Genomic DNA, 15,111 nt, shown 5'->3' with positions numbered 1-15,111 from the left:
CGGACCACTGCAAACTGGCTCACGTCATCGGCCGCCATGCCTCGAAGCGGTCGGGGCGGCCGGAGTGGCCGGGGTGCCGGGTCAACGACGTACCGCGAGGCTTTCCCCTTGCGTTCCAGCTGTACGACCGCGCTGCTGCTGCGCCGCGGTCAGCGCGCGGACGACGAGGATTCCGGCCACGGCCGCGCCCACGACGGCTGCGTCGGTCACCACCAGGAACTGCACGTTCGTATAGGCGCGCGCGATGGTGTCGTCCGTGGAGCCGGTGTACATCAGCCCCACCCCGCTCAGCATCCCAGCCAGCCACAGACCCCACCACCAGTTCACGGCGCGCGGCAGCCGTTCTCCCGGGGCGCTCTTCTGGTGGACGTCCGCGATGATTCCGCGGGGTACCCACAGATTCATGACCGGCACGATCCAGCCCGCGTAGACCCAAGGCCAGGCGTAGCGCGGTGCCTGACCCGAGAGGACACGCGCGTTGTCCCGCACGCGCAACAGCCATACAAGGAAGGCGGCTGCGCACAGCACCGTGGCCGCATCCCCCAGGGCGCTGACGGCGTGATAGGCATCCTCCAGCCTGGTCAGCGGGCGGTGCCGGCCGTCGCCTTGGTCCGGGGGGCCGGAAGGCGGCTGCCCCGCCGTGGCCAGCCGGACCTGCCACACGGCCCGGGCCACCCAGGCAGCGCCGACGAGGACGAGACCGGCGATGGCGTAACGGGCCGCGCCCCGGACAGGACGCAGAGCAGGTTGTGGTATGTCATCGTTCACCCGGCCATCCTGGCTCACGGCAAGCCCCGAATGCCAAACCATGATCGTCATACCGCACGGTGATGGGCGAACGCAGATCGCCCGCCACGAACCTCAGGCCCCAGGGCAGTAAGGCGCGAGCAGGGCGAGCATCCCAGCTACTGCACTTCGCCGCCTGACGCCGTTCCCCGCGGATCCACGGCCGTTGCTCAGAGGACCCCGGATGGTTCAGCGTGTCCTCGACCCGTCCCGTGTCCGGCAGCACGACATTGGGCCCGGTCTCGCCTACGTAACGACCCGTCTCATAGACGATCAGCTTTCGGTGGGGGCGTCGAAGCGCAGATAGGTGTTGGCGTGAAGCAGATAGACCTTGGACTGCCCGGCCCAGACCAACAGCTGCTGGGTGCGGCGCGGTGAGCAGATCGCGGACGTCGCTCCAGGTGAAGCTGCGCCGCGATCTGCTCGGCATCGCCGTGCCTTGGCAGCGTTTTCGCGATGCCGGAGAGATCAACAACTCGTCTTCTTACACTCAGTCCATGCCAATCTCGCGTTCACTGCCCGTACGCCGCATCGCAGTCCCTCTCGCTGACGCCCACTACGCGTCGGCTTTCACGGCACCGGTCGCCGGCCTGCCGCCCCTGTCGCCCGAGGACTGGACCCGGGCCGTCTTCGAGGAGGCGCCCGCCGCCCTCCAGCGATGCCTGTACGCCGGCTGGCGCGGCGGACTCGGCCTGCGGCTGAGCCCGCGCTCTGCACCGAAGCACGTACTGGGCTGGCCCATCACGGAATCCGGCTCGGGTACGGTCACGCTGGAGGCGCACTCGCCGTTCCTCACCGCACGCAACATCGTCTCCTTGAACGGCACTTCACTCACCTGGTCCACCGTCGTGCACTTCAAGAACCGCACTGGCAGAGCCATATGGGCCTCAGCAGCCCCCTTGCACCACCAGGTCGTCCCCCTCCTGCTCAGACGAGCGATCCGTGAGGCGGCATAGCGCGCTGCTGCCCGCGCGAAGCGGCCTCGGGACCTCGACGAGGGCGTGTGGACGCAGCCTGGGCAGCCTCGCCGCGCTGATCGCGGCGCCGGCGGTACTGCGGCAGATCACGCACGGCCGACCCGCGCGGTGGGGATGAGTGAGGCTTCGAAGACGGCCCTGGGGGCCGACTCCCGGGTCGCCTTCGTTCCGTTCCAGATACTGAGGATCGGCTATGACCGGCTGGCGCAGTTTCGCGGTGATTTTCGGGGGGTGCAGCCGGGTATACACGTCCAGCAGCAGCGCTCCGGAGTGCCGTAATGCGGTATGGGGTTCGCGCAGCACAAAAGCGGTGAACTCGCGAGCCAGGGGAGCCATGCTGACGACGCGGTCGAGGGGGAAGCCCAGGTTGCGATAATGGCTTGCGCGGCGTTCGTGCCTTCGCACGTCTGAGCTCCCACGCTCCTCCGTCGTGTGCACCGGGCTGGTAATCGACGACGGGGAAGGCCGCGTGCTGTACATGCGGGGTACGAACACCGGATTCGCCGATGGGCTGTGGTTGCTGCCCGGTGTTCATCAGGCAAGTGCGTGGTCGGGCAACGAGTTATCGGCTGTTCCACTGGTCCCCAGGGCCGGGCCCCGGAGTAGAGACGTGAAGGGCCCCGCACGCACCCGGGAGGTCGGGGGTTCGCGTGCGGGGCCGCTCACGGGGTGTGGGCTGTCAGACTCCGATCAGGGTGTACGTACCCGTACCGTCCTGCCTGCCGCTGGAGTACTGGCGTATGAACTCCCCGTCCGCGTACCGGTCGTGGCCCATCATGGAACCGGTGTACTTGTTCTGCACACCGATCTTCGAGCTGCCCGGTACGTCGCGGTAGATGTAGAACCGCTGGAGGTCGTCCTCCGCACAGGTGGCCGTCTGCAGGACCGCCCGATCGGTGGCCGCGTTCTCCGAGGCGATGGTTGCGCACCCGCCGTTGCCCCAGTTCCACAGGGACGCCTCAAGGACCCCGTTGCGCTCCGTCACGTTGCACAGGCGCCAGTTGTCCAGGTGGGCGCTGAAGATCGTCGAGGGCCGCAGGCGGACACCGTCGGCCGCCAGGAGCGGCGCGCCCCAGGACAGGGGCTTGCCGGGTACGGCGATCTTGTAGACGCTGGCCTGGCAGTCGAGAGCGGTCCGCGCGCTGCGCCCGGTCGCCTTGGGCTGTTCGGCGGACGTGCCGCTGGCGAGAGCCGGTCGCTGCGCGAGGCGGTCCTGCTTCTGCTTCGCCGTCGGCGCCACCGCACCCGCCGGGTGCTCGGCCTTCGCGGCGGCCGAGCCGCAGTCGAGGAGGGCCTGCGCCTTGGCCATGATGCTGCCTGCGGGCACCTTGTCCTGGCAGCGCACCGCGCCTTCCTCAAGGGTGGTGTAGGTGGTGAAGTTGCCGCCGTCGGGCCCCTCGATCCACTTCAACGCCCAACTGCTGCCGCTTTGTTGGACGCGGTTGCAGTTGAGGCTTGCGTACGTACCGGTGACCTTCTTGGTGCCCTTGTAGGCGCCGTAGTAGCCGGGCTGGTTGAAGTTCCACGTGACCGCGTTCGACTCGGTGCTGGTGGAGGTGTAGTCGACCTTTACGTTCAGGCCCAGGCTCGCGCCGACCTTGCCGAGGGCCTCGGTGCCGAAACCGCCCTCGACGTTGCCGTTGAGGCCGACGGAGACCGTGATGGTCGTCTGGGTGGTGGTGGTGACGGTCTGGGTGCCGGTTGTGCCCTCGGTGACGTACCAGCCCTTGAAGTGGGTGATCGTCGGGGACACTTCGGTGGTCTTGATGTACGGGTGGCGTGTGCCGAGGTCGGCCGCCGTACAGGAGTCGCCGGGCGCGGGCGTCTGCGCCGTCGTGGTGGTAGGTGCTGCGGCAGCCGGTGCGGCGGCAAGGCCCACGGCGGTGACCGCCCAGGCGGCCGCCGTAGCAGTCACCGCCATAAGTGATCTGCCGGTGCGGCTGACGGGTCCTATGGAGCGCATCATTGCCTGATTCCCCCTGGTTATGTGTCCGGCTGGCTGTGTGTCCGGTCGGGGTGAATGTAGCGGCCACAGGGGGTGGGCGTGAGGCCGGAACTGGACACAAATGATCACGGAGGGGCTTATTCCGCCCTGGCATAGACCGTTGCCGGGCCGGTTCGTCCCCCGGTGCACCCGTACGCCAATGAACATGGCACCCTTCGAAACGTGCCAGACACCTGCTCGCGGCAGTAGCCGCACTCGCCCCGACCGCAGCCCTCCTCGCCCTGGGCGCCCCGTCGGCCCGCCGCCCCGCCGCCCCGTCGGCGGGCCAGTCGGGCGGTTCCCAAGGGCCACGGCACGTGCATGGCCACCGCCCCGGATCCGGGCCCGCGCGCCAGGGCGCAGCGTGGACCTGTACCAAACAGGGCCCGTCTCCGCCCGGGGCCGGCCCGCATCCGCCCCCGCCTCACCGCTGCCCCCGAGTTCGACCTCAACAAACCGGTCAGTCACAGCGCGAGCTCGACGTCACCGACACTCTTCAGTAGATCGCAGCGGACGCAGATCTTCTTGCGGAGTTCGGCGAGGCGCATGGGGGGGCAAGTGGGACCAGGCAGCGGACCTGGTCCAGCCCCTCAGGCGCCGCCGGCATGCCACCCGCAGCAGCCGACCGTCTCGGTCGGCACGTTCGCCCGGTCAAGCTGTGCGCAAGACGTAGACGATTCCGGACAGAGCCGCACGGTCATCCGCTGGCAGCTGGCCTGCATACGGCAGTGTCGCGGCGGACGGGGAGGGAACAGCGGGGCGACGCGTTCCCACACATCCTCAGCCAGCCGACGTGAGCGTGGTGACGGATTCGATACTCAGCGTGGCTCGTGCGGCCTGGCGGAACTCGTCACGAGCGCTCCACAGGTCCTGCTGGGCCACGGCCCAGGTGCCGGCGTCGGCCTCCTGCCTGCCGCGGGCCATCGCCTCCAGGCGCCAGACAGCTTCGGTCATGGACCGCGCGGCGGCATTGGTGCGTGGATCTCCGAGCAGCCACAGATTTTCCACCAGCACCGAGCGTCGGTCATCGTCGTTCGAGAGCTCGGCCGATACCTCCGCGGTCAGCTCCAGTGGCGGAATGCCCGTGACAAGCCCGCGTGTGGCGGCGATCCGGTGGTAGGCACGGGAGAGCTTTTTGACGATGTGCGCAAACTCCACATAAGCGTTCAGGCGGGCTTCGTCCCACCGCACGGCCTGCTCACGTTTCCATCGTCGGCGCTCATTCATCGCGCCCACCAGGAATGAGGTGCCGGCACCCAGAACGACGCCCACCAGCGGGAGTAACTGACCGATGAGATTCACGCGCCCCCCTTATGCTCCCCTACTGATCCTGTCCGACAGTGCCTCAACTGGTCCAGGTCCAGGGCGCTTCTGACGGCCATTGGAACCATCCGACGCTGTCACTCGTGTGCCCGGAAGGGCAGTCGGCACATCACGAGGTGGCTCGCGTTGCGCCGACGATCAGCCCAACGCCCGACCAAGAGCCATCAGAAACGGCCTAGCCGAAGCCCACGACAAGGCCGCCGCTGCGCTCGGCGCCACCCTCCACGGCCTCCCGACGTGGCAACGTCGGTCAGCAGGAAGAACCCGCAGCTCACAGCGTTGGCGAGATCCCGTTGGAGACTGTCGATCCAGCCCATGGCCCGCCCCTGCCGGGCTGCTTAGCGTGAGGGGCACGGTCAAGAGACCGGCGGTCCCGGAAGAAATGAGAAGCGCCATGCTCGCCCAGTTCGTCCTCTTCGACGGCTTCGACCCGCTGGATGTCATCGCCCCGTACGAGGTTTTCAGCGCCGCCGGGAACTTCACCGATCAGGTGCGGGTCGAACTGGTCAGCGCCGAGGGGGCGAGGAAGGTTCCCAGTGGGATTCCCGGCATTTCCCTGACGGCCGCTGCCGCGCTGGACCCGGGCCGCGCGGACCTGATCGTCGTACCCGGCGCGGCGGGCACGCTGCCCGCGGGGACGGACGACCCCACCGGGGAACCGTCCGGCGCGACCATCCCCGTTCTCATCGGCAACTCCCTCACCACCGAGCTCCCGGGGCTGCTGGCCAAGGCCCTCGCCACGCCCGGCACCGCGGTGGCCACGGTCTGCGGGGGTTCGCTGGTTCTGGCGATGGCCGGGCTCATCAAAGGCCGTAACGCGATGACCCACCATCAGGGCGTGGACGTGCTCGCCCGGAGCGGCGTCACCGTCGTCCGCGCCCGCGTCGTGGACGACGGTGACCTGGTGACCGCCGGAGGCGTCACTTCCGGTCTCGACCTGGCCCTGCACCTGCTGGACCGGGAGATCGGCCCGAAGATCGCCTTGGCCGTCGAGTACCTCTTCGCGCACGAACGCCGGGGCGTGGTGTGGCGTGACCAGGGGGCGGTCCCGCAGCCCAGCCCCTTCGACACGGCGCAGGGCGCCGCCGGCATGCCGTCGTCCGCGTCCGCTTCGGCCTGACATCTCGCACGCATACGCGTCCCGCCGTACGTTGCCTGCCACGGCGGGAACGGCTGGTACGGCGGGGCGCGCCATCCTCCGGCGCGGACCGGGAACCGAGCGCGTGCCGTCCCCGGCGGCCCGGGCTGCCCGCCGCAACTGTGGCGAACGGAAGGAAGCCATGGACACACCACACAGCGAGGTCTCGACGGGTGGCGCCCTCCACAGCCCCCTCCCGGGCTCCGGCCTCAGCCCTGGGAAGGCGGTGATCAAACGGTTCGGCGGCGCCTCGGGACTGGTGGCCACCGCGGCTCCCACCCTCGTGTTCGTCGTCGCCGACCGCCTCGGCGGCCTGCGGCTCGCCCTGCTGTCCACCACGGTGACGGTGATCGTCGTCCTCGCCTGGCGTCTGCGCGCCAAGGAGCAGGTACGGCACGCCGTCATCGGCGCGCTGGTGGCGGTGGCCTGTGCGGCCGTGGCGGCCGGCACCGGGGAGGCCAAAGGATTCTTCCTGCTGCCGATCCTGATACCGGCCGTGGCGACGGTGGTCTGTGTCGCGTCGGTGGCCGCCGGCCGCCCGCTGGCCGGTCTGGTCGCGAACCGGCTGGTCGGCGGCCCGCCGCGGTGGCGCTCGTACCGGCCCCTCCGGCGCTTCTACGGTGTGACGACACTGCTCATCTCGGTGGTGAGCCTCGCGAGCCTGGTGGCGCAGGTGATTCTCTACCGCCAGGCCGAGATCGCCTGGCTCGGAGTCCTGCACATCCTCATGGGGCCGCTGTGGCTCGCCGTCACGGCCGCCTCCATCCTCCTGTCCCGCATGGCCGTGACCCGCTACCGCAAGGCGACCACACAGGAGTCGGAGTACGCGGGGGCCGAGGCGTGACGACGCGGAAGAGGCGTTACGGAGCGAGATCCACGGTGCCGCCCGTCGGCCGCTGAGCCGCGCCCCGCCGCGGTCTCGGGCGCAGCCACCCGGGGCCGCGGTCTCGGGGCGTCAGCAGGTACGTCCGACGTAACGCGCACCGTCGATCTTCCCGGCGGACCCCAGCCACGTCACTCCAGGGCCCACACAGCGCTCGTAGTCCGCATGGGATGGCGGTCGCGCTGGGGGCGGCGGCGCTGGGGGCGGCCGCGATGGACATGCCGAGGGTGAGGGCCGCGGCGCCGAGGACCGCCGAGAGATTTGGCCCTCGTGGAACGTACCTTCCTCTCCGCGCGACCACGCCTGGTGGCCGAGCCGACCTCTGCGGGAACCGGATCGAGGACACCTGGAGGCCGTCGAGCCTTACACCGACCGCGAGGTGCTGCTCGCGCAGCACGCTGCCGAGGAGCCGCAGCGCCGCCCGTTCGGAGCGTGGGCCGAACAAAGGGCCGCCTTCCGTCGGCACGGCGAGCCCCAGCAGCAGACCGCCCCCACCCCCTACCCCGGAACACCTGCTGCGTCTCATGCGTTCGACTCGCGGTCGTTGGCGTCGCAGGAGAACCTCTCTGTACCTCCTGCACGCAAGCAAGTTGGCATGTACCGTCCGATCCATGGTGCTGATCTCCTTTTCCCGCAAGGGGTAGGAGCAGTGGGGCTGGACTACGAGCCGCTGATCCCCGAGCGCGTGCCGGTTCTGATCGACAATGACCTTCGCTTCGAGGACGAGGCCGGGCTGCGGGCAACCGTGGTCGCCAGTGCATGGCTGCGCGAGTTGCCGGTCAACAAAGTGCCCACATAGCGGCCTTGGTGGCCGTACGCGCATGCACTGCCGGCCTGGCTGGAGCTCCTCCAGCGGCACGGCGCGGATCCGTACGGCGACCGTGACGAACTCCGTGCTGCACTCGGCGGCCTGGTCAAGTTCCGGCTGGCCGGGCCGCTCAAGGAGCGGTGGGGTGTCGAGAACTGGAACCAGTGCGTGAATGCGATGTCCCGCTTCTACGGCTGGTGCGTTGACAACGAGCACTGCATGAACGTGCCGTTCACCTACTCGTGGGCCCGGCATTTGACCGAGACCGGTGGACAGCACCTGGTGCAGCGCAACAGCGCCACCCTCCGCCGGGCGAAGCCGCACGTGACGATGAAGTACCTGGGGGAGGAGTTCGCGGAGCACGAGGGCGATCCCGTGCGGCGCCTGACCACGTCGTACAGGCGGGTGGTGCCGGAGGTGCCAAGGCGGCCCGCCGCGCGATCTCGCTGACATCCCCGCAGGGTGCCGGCTCGCCCGCGCCGTCGGCGGTGAAGCAGACGGTGCGCACCAGCGTGCCGGCGGGTTGGCTGTCGGCGAGGGCTTCCACGATCAGCACCGGTGTGAGAGTGGTCGCGTCGAGACTGACGGCCAGTTCCTCGGCGACCTCGCGGATGAGTGCTTGTTCGTGGGTTTCGCCGGGTTCGGGTTTGCCGCTGGGCAGGTAGAGCAGGTCACGGCCGTGGGTGCGGGTGGCGAGGAGTCGGCCCTCGTCCAACCGGATCCACGCCACCTTCTCGATCACATGGGGCATGGGCGCGGGCCGTCAGGCGGTGGGAGTGTCGGCCACGCGGCGCTCGCCGCCGTTGCGCTCCTGCCAGAGTCTGTAGACGTCGACCGCGGCGTCGCGCTCGTCGTAGCGCATGGGCAGGCGGCGCTCGGTGAAGTCCTTGGCGAACTCGTCGTAGAAAGTGGCGAGTTCGAAGTACTTGCGGTCGTCCACGTAGTGCGGTTCGTAGGCGTCGCGGGTGGTGAGGAAGACGACCTCGTCCGGGGAGCAGTAATACAGCGCCCCGAGGCACATGGGGCAGGGGTGGGCCAGGACGTAGATGGTGGTGCCGGTCAGGTGCTCGGTGCCCAGCTTGGTGCACGCGTCGCGGATGGCGAGGATCTCCGCGTGCGCGGTCGGGTCGTTGGTCTGGGCGACCTTGTTCGGGGACTCGGCGATGATCTCGCCGTGCTTCACGATGACGGTCGCGAACGGGCGGCCGCCCTCCTCGACGTTGCGGCGGGCGAGGTTGAGCGTGCGTTGCACGAAGTCCATGAGAAGTCCTTCCAAAGGGAGCGGACAGGCAGGCCGTCCGGCGGGGTGAAGAAGGGGGATGGGGCGGGCCGACGCACCGATGCGGGCCCGCCCTGGGCTCTACGGTTCAGCCGGGATCAGAAGGGCTTGGTCGGCAGGTACTTGCCGTCCAGGGTGATGACGGCGCGCTCGCCGCCCTCGGGGTCGGCGACCTTCTTCACGTCCAGCTTGAAGTTGATCGCGCTGATGATGCCGTCGCCGAACTGCTCGTGGACCAGGGCCTTCAGCGTGGTGCCGTAGACCTGGAGCATCTCGTAGAAGCGGTAGATGGTCGGGTCGGTGGGGATACCGCCGGGGATGGAGCCGCGGGTGGGGATGGTCTGCAGGAACATCCTGTCGTCGCTGTCGAGGTCCAAGAGCTCGGCGACGGCCATGGCAGATGCCTCCGGCAGGGCGTGCTGGCCGAGGACGGCGGCGGTGACGAACGCGACCGACAGGCCGGCGGCGTCGGCGATCTGCTGCCAGGACAGGTCCTTGCGGACCTTGGCCTCGACGGCCTTGGCGGCCAGCGCCTGACGGGCCGCGTTGTCGAACTGGGCGTGCATCATGAGATGGGCTTCCTTTCGTGCGTGCCGCTCACCAGGGAAGACGCTCACCAGGGAAGAAAGGCGGGAGCGACGAGTGCGGGTTCGGGGAGTGATCCCGGACGGCCACGGAGCGGTAGGGATCAGGCTTGTGGGCCGGTGTCAGGCCGCGAGGGCGGCCGGCCGGCCGGTGGTGTCGAGGTCCTCGACGGTGCCGGTGGGGATGTCGTAGACCCAGCCGCGCAGGGTGATCGTCTTGGCGGCGAGGGCGCGGGCCACCGAGGGGTGGGTGGCCAGGTTCGCCAGCTGAGCGCGTACGTTCTCGCGTACCAGGACATCCACGTTCTCGGCCTCGGCGGCGGTGCGGGCGACGGAGGCGTCCGCGTGGCGCAGCCAGTCAGCGATCGCCGGGGCGGTGCTGAGGTCGTGGCGTTCGGCGAGGGCGGTCATCGCGCCGCAGGCGGAGTGCCCGCATACCACGATCTCCTTCACGCCGAGGACAGCGACGGCGTACTCAATGCCGGCCGCCACGCCGTCCGGCCCGGGGGTGTGGGCGGGTACGAGGTTTCCGGCGGTGCGAATGACGAACAGCTCGCCCGGCTCGCTGCTGGTGATCAGCTCGGGCACCACCCGGGCGTCCGAGCAGCTGATGAACAGCGTCGACGGCCGGTGGGTGCCGGCCAGGTGGGCGAAGAGCGCCGCCTTGGCCGGATAGACGTCCCGCTGGAATCGCGCGACGCCCTCAGTGAGGTCGTGCATGGTCACTCCCTTTCGGTGGCTGCCGGCCCCGTGGGGCTGGTGGAATCAACCATGCACGACCTGCAACTATAGAGTCCAAGAGCGAATAGCAATGCCTTCTATCGATGCCATCTATAGTTTGCGGTATGGCCCTGGAACTCCGTCACCTCCGCTACCTGCTCGCCGTGGCCGAGCATGCCAACTTCACCCGCGCCGCCGAAGAGCTGCACATCTCCCAGCCCACCTTGTCCCAGCAGATCAGGCAGCTGGAGCGCACGGTCGGCGCCCAGCTGCTGGACCGCAGCGGCCGCGCCGTACGACTCACCGACGCCGGCGCAACCTACGTCCACTACGCCGGCCGGGCCCTGCGCGACCTGGCCGCCGCCGAGCGCGCCCTGCACGACGTCCGGGACCTCTCCCGCGGCCACCTGCGCCTGGCCGTCACCCCCACCTTCACCGCCTATCTCGTCGGCCCGCTCGTCGCCGAGCTCCACACCCGTCATCCGGGCATCACCGTGGACGTCAAGGAGATGACGCAGGACCGCATCGAAGCCGGTCTGCTGGCCGACGACCTCGACCTCGGCATCGCCTTCCACGGCCCCCACCTGCACGGCATCGCCGCGACCGCCCTGTTCACCGAAACCCTCAGCCTTGTCACCGCCCCACACGTGTACGACACCGGCCGCTCCGGGCCACTGCCCGTCCGGGAACTCGCCGACCAGCCTCTGGCCCTGCTCAGCGGCGACTTCGCCACCCGCGGCCACATCGACACCTACTTCGCCACCCACCAGGTCCGGACGCACATGGTGGTGGAAGCCAATTCCATCCAGGCCCTCACCGAAATCGTCCAACGCACCCACCTGGCCACCGTCCTGCCCGACGCCCTCACCCACGACCACCCCCGTCTGACCCCCGTCCCTCTCGCCCCGGCCCTCCCCGCCCGCACCGTGTGCCTCCTCCGACGCGACAGCGCCTACCAAAGCGCCACGACCCGCGCCTTCACCCACCTCACCCAGAACTACGTCAGCACCTGCGGCTACACACTCGCCTGACCGGTGCCTTTCTGACGCTGCGCCAGGAGGTGCCGCCGCGGTAAGGAGCCCCCCATGTGGGAGGCATGTTGGACAAGACGAACGGCGCGGAGCCTCACCCACCGCAGAGGGAAGCGGGCGACATTCCGGAGCCCGAGGACCAGACAGGCGCTTGGAGGTCGTTTTCTCAGCTAAGGCCCGTTTGGCCCGGAAACGGCCTCATGCGGAGATTTATCTTCTGAGGCGTCGAGGCGTGAAGGCGACCGGTGGGATGGACGGGGGGACTGTATTGCCGGTGTTGTCTGCCAAGGCCTGTCTCACTCCAAGACACCCCGTTCCGTGCTGTGCTCCCACGGCCGGTGGCGCGCGCCTGGGCGCACCGGCCTTCGCGCGGTACGTTCTGCTCCTGCAGCAGCCACGCCGCGCGTATCCAAGCGACCTGTCCGCCCCCCGCTGGGCGCTGATCGAGTCGACGCTGCCCGCCTGGCGGGTCGAGCGCCGCAGCAGGGCCCCGGCGTTCGCCCGCCCACCCGAATATGACCTGCGGGAGATCGTGAATGCGATCTTGTACGTGGACCGCACCGGCGTGCAGTGGCGCTGCCTGCCCCACGGCTTCCCGCCCTGGGAGACGGTCTACGGGTACTTCGCCAAGTGGCAGAAGGACGGGGTGCTCGCCCAAGCTCACGGGGTTGCTGCGGGGATTGGTGCGGCAGCGGGAGGGCCGGCCGGCGGAGCCGTCGGCCTGTGTGATCGACGCGCAGAGCGTCAAGACGTCCACCAGCATCCCCGTCACGAGCAAGGCACGGATGCGGGCAAGAAGATCGTGGGCCGCAAGCGGAGCCTCGTGACCGACACGCTCGGCCTGCTCCTCGCGGTTCTGGCCACTGCGGCCGACGTCCAGGATCCCGCGGCCGGCACCCAGTTGCTCGACCAGGTGGCCGCGGCCCACCCCTGCCTGCGCAAGGTCTGGGTCGACGGCGGCTGCCGCCGGCACCTCGTCGAGCACGCCGCCAGCCTCGGCATAGATATGGAAAACGTGGCCCGCACCCCCGGGATCAGGGGCTTCACTCCGATACCCAAACGATGGACGGTTGAGCGGACCTACGGCCGGCTCATGTTCCATCGCCGCCTGGCCCGCGACTACGAGACCCTGCCCGCCCGCTCCGAAGCCGTGATCCATCTGGCCATGGCCGACCTGCTGGCCCGCCGCCTGGCCGCGAGACCGCCGTGTCCTGGCGCGAACCGGCCAAACACTGCGAACCGGGCAGACAGGGGTGAAACAACAGGATGAAGCGACCTCTAACTGATCGTTTCAGAATGCCGCCCTGCGGAGACGCTTGCGGCCCATGGAACAACCCCCTTCAGCCACAGCCGCAGGGGGGATGACGCCGTATGGAACGGGTTGGGGATGCACGGGGGCTCGTGCTTGGTTACGTCGACGCTCTGAACGCGGTTGACGAGGCCATGAGGGCGGCGATCCCCCCGCTTGAGCGACTCGCAGATGTCCTCGGCTTGGCCCGTTCGCACCGGCTCATCAATCGGAGTGGGCAGGTCGGCACCTACTCCTACACCATTCATGGGGCCGGGTGCTGCTTCGTCAGCGACAACGGCACCGAGGTCGATGTCGACTTCGCGCCCGACGGGAGCGAAATCTTCGACCTCTGGCGGCTGCGCCGGTACGGGCTGAGCCTGCCCGAGCCTCTTGACGTCACGGATCAAGAGCTGCGGACCGCCGTGCGGTCCCTGCAACCGCTACTGACCGAGGTGCGTCCGGGGTGGTTCAGCATCGCCAGCTGATCGCTTCAGGATGAGGTTCGCAGGCGGCGCAGACATATGAGGCTGCAGGCCAGTTCGAGCAGGCCCTGGTGGAGATCGGCGCGTCGTTCGTAGCGGGTGCGGAGCCGTTTGAACTGGTGCAGCCAGGCGAAGGCACGCTCGACGACCCAGCGCACCTTGCCCAGTCCGGAGCCGTGGGCCACACCACGTCGGGCGATCACGGGTTTGATGCCGCGCTTCCACAGCAGGCGGCGGTACTTGTCGAAATCATAGCCCCGATCGGCATACAGACGCCGGGGCTTGCGGCGGGGACGCCCCCGCAGACCCCGGATCGACGGAACGACGTCGAGCAGGGGCAAGAGCTGGGTGACGTCGTGCCGGTTGCCACCGGTGAGCGTGACGGCGAGCGGGGTTCCGTGCCGGTCGACGATCAGGTGGTGCTTCGAGCCAGAGCGGGCCCGATCGACGGGCGAGGGTCCGACGTGGTCCCCCCTTTGAGCGCCCGGACATGCGATCCGTCCACGGAGCAGTCGTCCAGGCCCAGCAGGCTGGCGCGACGAAGCTCGGTCAGCAGGGCGGCGTGCAGGCGAGGCCAGACGCCGGCCTCGGTCCAGTCCCGCAGTCGGCGCCAGGCCGTCACACCGGAACAGCCCACCGCCTCCGCGGGGACGTCACGCCACGCGACACCGGTCCGCAGCACGTACATGACGCCGGCGAGCGCCACTCGATCGGGAACACGCAGCCGCCCCGGGTGGCGATGGCGCCGTTCGGGGGCGGGCGGCAGCAGCGGGGCCACCCGCTCCCACAGCTCGTCAGGAACAAGATCAGCACGCACGCCGGACACCCTGCCGACCAAGATCGTCGAGCGCAAGACCCACGGCTCAACTCATTCTGAAACGATCAGTAAGTACGGATGGAACCGATGCGCTGACCCTGGGCTCCTCGTTGCCGCCACACGCCGGAGTGCCTACCTCGCGTTCTGTCCCAAGTAAGCGTAGGACGCCACTGGCACTCCGGGCCCGTGCGCGTCGTCGGTCCGGTCGTTGCGCTGCGTGCTCAACGGCGCGCCACGCAGAGTTACCGCACAAAGGGCCTGTTGCTGCCGCGGTCGATGGTGACTGTGCCGTGCTGCCCCAGGCACGACCAATCCAGTTCCAGCCGCCACTCTGTTACGGCAAAGGCTGTGGGTTTGATTACGAAGTACTCCGGATCGCTCGCAGTGACGTAGAACGGGAAGTCGGCCTCGCCGATGGGGCGCGCCTGGTTCGGGTGGAGGTCCTGCCGCGCAAGATCAGCGGTGTAATTCGTGGCCGGTAGGTCGAGGTCCACGGCGAACTTGCGCCGGTATGCCAACGCGGCGCGGCTCACGGTGTATTCGGGGATCTGTCGCACAACGATGGGGCGAAGCCGGTGCAGGATCACGGCTTGGGGAGTGAACGCCTCCACGAACAGGTGCACCTTACGAACCGGGTGTTCTCTCCGGCCTTCGTAGTGATACGTCGTGCTGTCGATGCGCGACGTGGTGACTGAGACCAGCAGTGCTTCATCGGACCGGCGAGGGCCTGAGTGGATTGTCAAGCCCCCGTGCAGGACCCCAACCTGGACGACGGAGCCAGCGGTTATGCCCGAGGCGTCGTTGGAGATATCCGGCGTTCCCTCTGCCATACCTGCCGCCGCCTTCAGTCCGCACAGCCTGAAACGAAGTGCCCGGCAGTGTACTGGTCCTGGGGGTGTGGCCTGCTCGGGGGGGCTGAAGGAGTTGTTTTGTGTGGTGTCGTGTCTGTCCGCATGGGCTGGGCTGAATCGGTCTCCGCTCGCGGTGCGGCCGGCGGGGTTCGCTGCA

Annotated in this window: 17 protein-coding genes and 1 pseudogene; 8 read left to right on the top strand and 10 right to left on the bottom strand. The window is 68.9% G+C overall.

Annotated features, from left to right (window positions below; translation table 11 throughout):
* Positions 1 to 81: 81 nt before the first annotated feature.
* Positions 82 to 768 (bottom strand): DUF4328 domain-containing protein, encoded by a 687-nt coding sequence (locus ACH4FX_RS36070; protein ID WP_398485771.1) that lies wholly within the window; start codon positions 766 to 768, stop codon positions 82 to 84.
* A gap of 515 nt (positions 769 to 1,283) precedes the next feature.
* Here ACH4FX_RS36070 and ACH4FX_RS36065 point away from each other — a divergent pair.
* Positions 1,284 to 1,742: a DUF2867 domain-containing protein gene (locus ACH4FX_RS36065; RefSeq protein WP_398485689.1), complete on the top strand. Its 459-nt coding sequence runs from the start codon at positions 1,284 to 1,286 to the stop codon at positions 1,740 to 1,742.
* A 700-nt stretch (positions 1,743 to 2,442) separates the two neighbouring features.
* On the opposite strand, the gene ACH4FX_RS36060 is transcribed toward ACH4FX_RS36065, so the two are convergent.
* Positions 2,443 to 3,684, bottom strand: coding sequence for a hypothetical protein (locus tag ACH4FX_RS36060; protein ID WP_398485688.1), 1,242 nt, complete (start codon positions 3,682 to 3,684; stop codon positions 2,443 to 2,445).
* A gap of 843 nt (positions 3,685 to 4,527) precedes the next feature.
* A complete protein-coding gene (locus ACH4FX_RS36055; protein ID WP_398485687.1) occupies positions 4,528 to 5,049 on the bottom strand; it encodes a hypothetical protein in 522 nt (173 codons plus the stop codon).
* A gap of 415 nt (positions 5,050 to 5,464) precedes the next feature.
* Here ACH4FX_RS36055 and ACH4FX_RS36050 point away from each other — a divergent pair, with 415 nt between their 5' ends.
* Together ACH4FX_RS36050 and ACH4FX_RS36045 are read left to right on the top strand one after the other, a co-directional pair.
* On the top strand, positions 5,465 to 6,190 hold the full coding sequence (locus ACH4FX_RS36050) for a DJ-1/PfpI family protein (RefSeq protein ID WP_398485686.1): 726 nt from the start codon (positions 5,465 to 5,467) through the stop codon (positions 6,188 to 6,190).
* A gap of 160 nt (positions 6,191 to 6,350) precedes the next feature.
* The gene (locus ACH4FX_RS36045; protein WP_398485685.1) at positions 6,351 to 7,052 is read left to right on the top strand and encodes a DUF3159 domain-containing protein; all 702 of its coding nucleotides are present in this window, start codon (positions 6,351 to 6,353) and stop codon (positions 7,050 to 7,052) included.
* A gap of 111 nt (positions 7,053 to 7,163) precedes the next feature.
* Here ACH4FX_RS36045 and ACH4FX_RS36040 read toward each other — a convergent pair whose 3' ends face one another.
* The gene (locus ACH4FX_RS36040) at positions 7,164 to 7,352 is read right to left on the bottom strand and encodes a DUF6355 family natural product biosynthesis protein (protein ID WP_398485770.1); all 189 of its coding nucleotides are present in this window, start codon (positions 7,350 to 7,352) and stop codon (positions 7,164 to 7,166) included.
* A gap of 388 nt (positions 7,353 to 7,740) precedes the next feature.
* Here ACH4FX_RS36040 and ACH4FX_RS36035 point away from each other — a divergent pair, with 388 nt between their 5' ends.
* Both ACH4FX_RS36035 and ACH4FX_RS36030 read left to right on the top strand, forming a co-directional pair.
* Positions 7,741 to 7,890, top strand: a complete 150-nt coding sequence (locus tag ACH4FX_RS36035) for a hypothetical protein (RefSeq protein ID WP_398485684.1) — start codon at positions 7,741 to 7,743, stop codon at positions 7,888 to 7,890.
* 186 nt (positions 7,891 to 8,076) lie between these two features.
* Positions 8,077 to 8,349 carry a hypothetical protein gene (locus tag ACH4FX_RS36030; protein ID WP_398485775.1) on the top strand — a complete coding sequence of 91 codons (273 nt, stop codon included), beginning with the start codon at positions 8,077 to 8,079 and terminating at the stop codon, positions 8,347 to 8,349.
* 49 nt (positions 8,350 to 8,398) lie between these two features.
* Here the strand turns inward: ACH4FX_RS36030 and ACH4FX_RS36025 are convergent.
* The 4 genes and pseudogenes from ACH4FX_RS36025 to ACH4FX_RS36010 all read right to left on the bottom strand — a co-directional run.
* Positions 8,399 to 8,650, bottom strand: a pseudogene (locus tag ACH4FX_RS36025) (NUDIX domain-containing protein); the annotation flags it as partial.
* 12 nt (positions 8,651 to 8,662) lie between these two features.
* Entirely contained in the window at positions 8,663 to 9,160 is a 498-nt protein-coding gene (locus tag ACH4FX_RS36020) for a nucleoside deaminase (protein ID WP_398485683.1), read from the bottom strand.
* Between the two features lie 116 nt (positions 9,161 to 9,276).
* Positions 9,277 to 9,747: a cyanase gene (gene cynS, locus ACH4FX_RS36015; protein ID WP_398485682.1), complete on the bottom strand. Its 471-nt coding sequence runs from the start codon at positions 9,745 to 9,747 to the stop codon at positions 9,277 to 9,279.
* A gap of 138 nt (positions 9,748 to 9,885) precedes the next feature.
* Positions 9,886 to 10,482 (bottom strand): carbonic anhydrase, encoded by a 597-nt coding sequence (locus ACH4FX_RS36010; protein ID WP_398485681.1) that lies wholly within the window; start codon positions 10,480 to 10,482, stop codon positions 9,886 to 9,888.
* 125 nt (positions 10,483 to 10,607) lie between these two features.
* Here ACH4FX_RS36010 and cynR point away from each other — a divergent pair, with 125 nt between their 5' ends.
* The 3 genes from cynR to ACH4FX_RS35995 all read left to right on the top strand — a co-directional run bounded on the left by cynR (position 10,608) and on the right by ACH4FX_RS35995 (position 13,289).
* Entirely contained in the window at positions 10,608 to 11,513 is a 906-nt protein-coding gene (gene cynR / locus ACH4FX_RS36005; RefSeq protein WP_398485680.1) for a transcriptional regulator CynR, read from the top strand.
* A 274-nt stretch (positions 11,514 to 11,787) separates the two neighbouring features.
* Positions 11,788 to 12,783: an IS5 family transposase gene (locus tag ACH4FX_RS36000; protein ID WP_398485679.1), complete on the top strand. Its 996-nt coding sequence runs from the start codon at positions 11,788 to 11,790 to the stop codon at positions 12,781 to 12,783.
* A gap of 101 nt (positions 12,784 to 12,884) precedes the next feature.
* The gene (locus tag ACH4FX_RS35995; protein WP_398485678.1) at positions 12,885 to 13,289 is read left to right on the top strand and encodes a DUF6896 domain-containing protein; all 405 of its coding nucleotides are present in this window, start codon (positions 12,885 to 12,887) and stop codon (positions 13,287 to 13,289) included.
* Between the two features lie 5 nt (positions 13,290 to 13,294).
* Here ACH4FX_RS35995 and ACH4FX_RS35990 read toward each other — a convergent pair.
* A protein-coding gene (locus ACH4FX_RS35990) for an IS5 family transposase (protein WP_398485769.1) occupies positions 13,295 to 14,103 on the bottom strand; the annotation gives its coding sequence in 2 pieces (ribosomal slippage) (positions 13,295 to 13,764 and positions 13,764 to 14,103; 810 coding nt in all).
* A 242-nt stretch (positions 14,104 to 14,345) separates the two neighbouring features.
* Positions 14,346 to 14,933: a hypothetical protein gene (locus ACH4FX_RS35985; protein ID WP_398485677.1), complete on the bottom strand. Its 588-nt coding sequence runs from the start codon at positions 14,931 to 14,933 to the stop codon at positions 14,346 to 14,348.
* Between the last annotated feature and the right edge of the window lie 178 nt (positions 14,934 to 15,111).

The sequence above is a fragment of the Streptomyces sp. NPDC018019 genome (assembly GCF_044327805.1).
Lineage (GTDB): Bacteria > Actinomycetota > Actinomycetes > Streptomycetales > Streptomycetaceae > Streptomyces.
Note: the sequence above shows the minus strand (reverse complement) of the source record. Positions and strands in the feature narration are given on the sequence as shown.

Excerpts from the sequence above, each read along its gene's own strand:
- ACH4FX_RS36065 (WP_398485689.1), top strand. The coding sequence starts at position 1,284 with ATGCCAATCTCGCGTTCACTGCCCGTACGCCGCATCGCAGTCCCTCTC.
- ACH4FX_RS35985 (WP_398485677.1), bottom strand. The coding sequence starts at position 14,933 with ATGGCAGAGGGAACGCCGGATATCTCCAACGACGCCTCGGGCATAACC.
- ACH4FX_RS36020 (WP_398485683.1), bottom strand. The coding sequence starts at position 9,160 with ATGGACTTCGTGCAACGCACGCTCAACCTCGCCCGCCGCAACGTCGAG.
- ACH4FX_RS36010 (WP_398485681.1), bottom strand. The coding sequence starts at position 10,482 with ATGCACGACCTCACTGAGGGCGTCGCGCGATTCCAGCGGGACGTCTAT.
- ACH4FX_RS36030 (WP_398485775.1), top strand. The coding sequence starts at position 8,077 with ATGTCCCGCTTCTACGGCTGGTGCGTTGACAACGAGCACTGCATGAAC.
- ACH4FX_RS36060 (WP_398485688.1), bottom strand. The coding sequence starts at position 3,684 with ATGGCGGTGACTGCTACGGCGGCCGCCTGGGCGGTCACCGCCGTGGGC.
- cynS (WP_398485682.1), bottom strand. The coding sequence starts at position 9,747 with ATGATGCACGCCCAGTTCGACAACGCGGCCCGTCAGGCGCTGGCCGCC.
- ACH4FX_RS35995 (WP_398485678.1), top strand. The coding sequence starts at position 12,885 with ATGGAACGGGTTGGGGATGCACGGGGGCTCGTGCTTGGTTACGTCGAC.
- cynR (WP_398485680.1), top strand. The coding sequence starts at position 10,608 with ATGGCCCTGGAACTCCGTCACCTCCGCTACCTGCTCGCCGTGGCCGAG.
- ACH4FX_RS36045 (WP_398485685.1), top strand. The coding sequence starts at position 6,351 with ATGGACACACCACACAGCGAGGTCTCGACGGGTGGCGCCCTCCACAGC.
- ACH4FX_RS36050 (WP_398485686.1), top strand. The coding sequence starts at position 5,465 with ATGCTCGCCCAGTTCGTCCTCTTCGACGGCTTCGACCCGCTGGATGTC.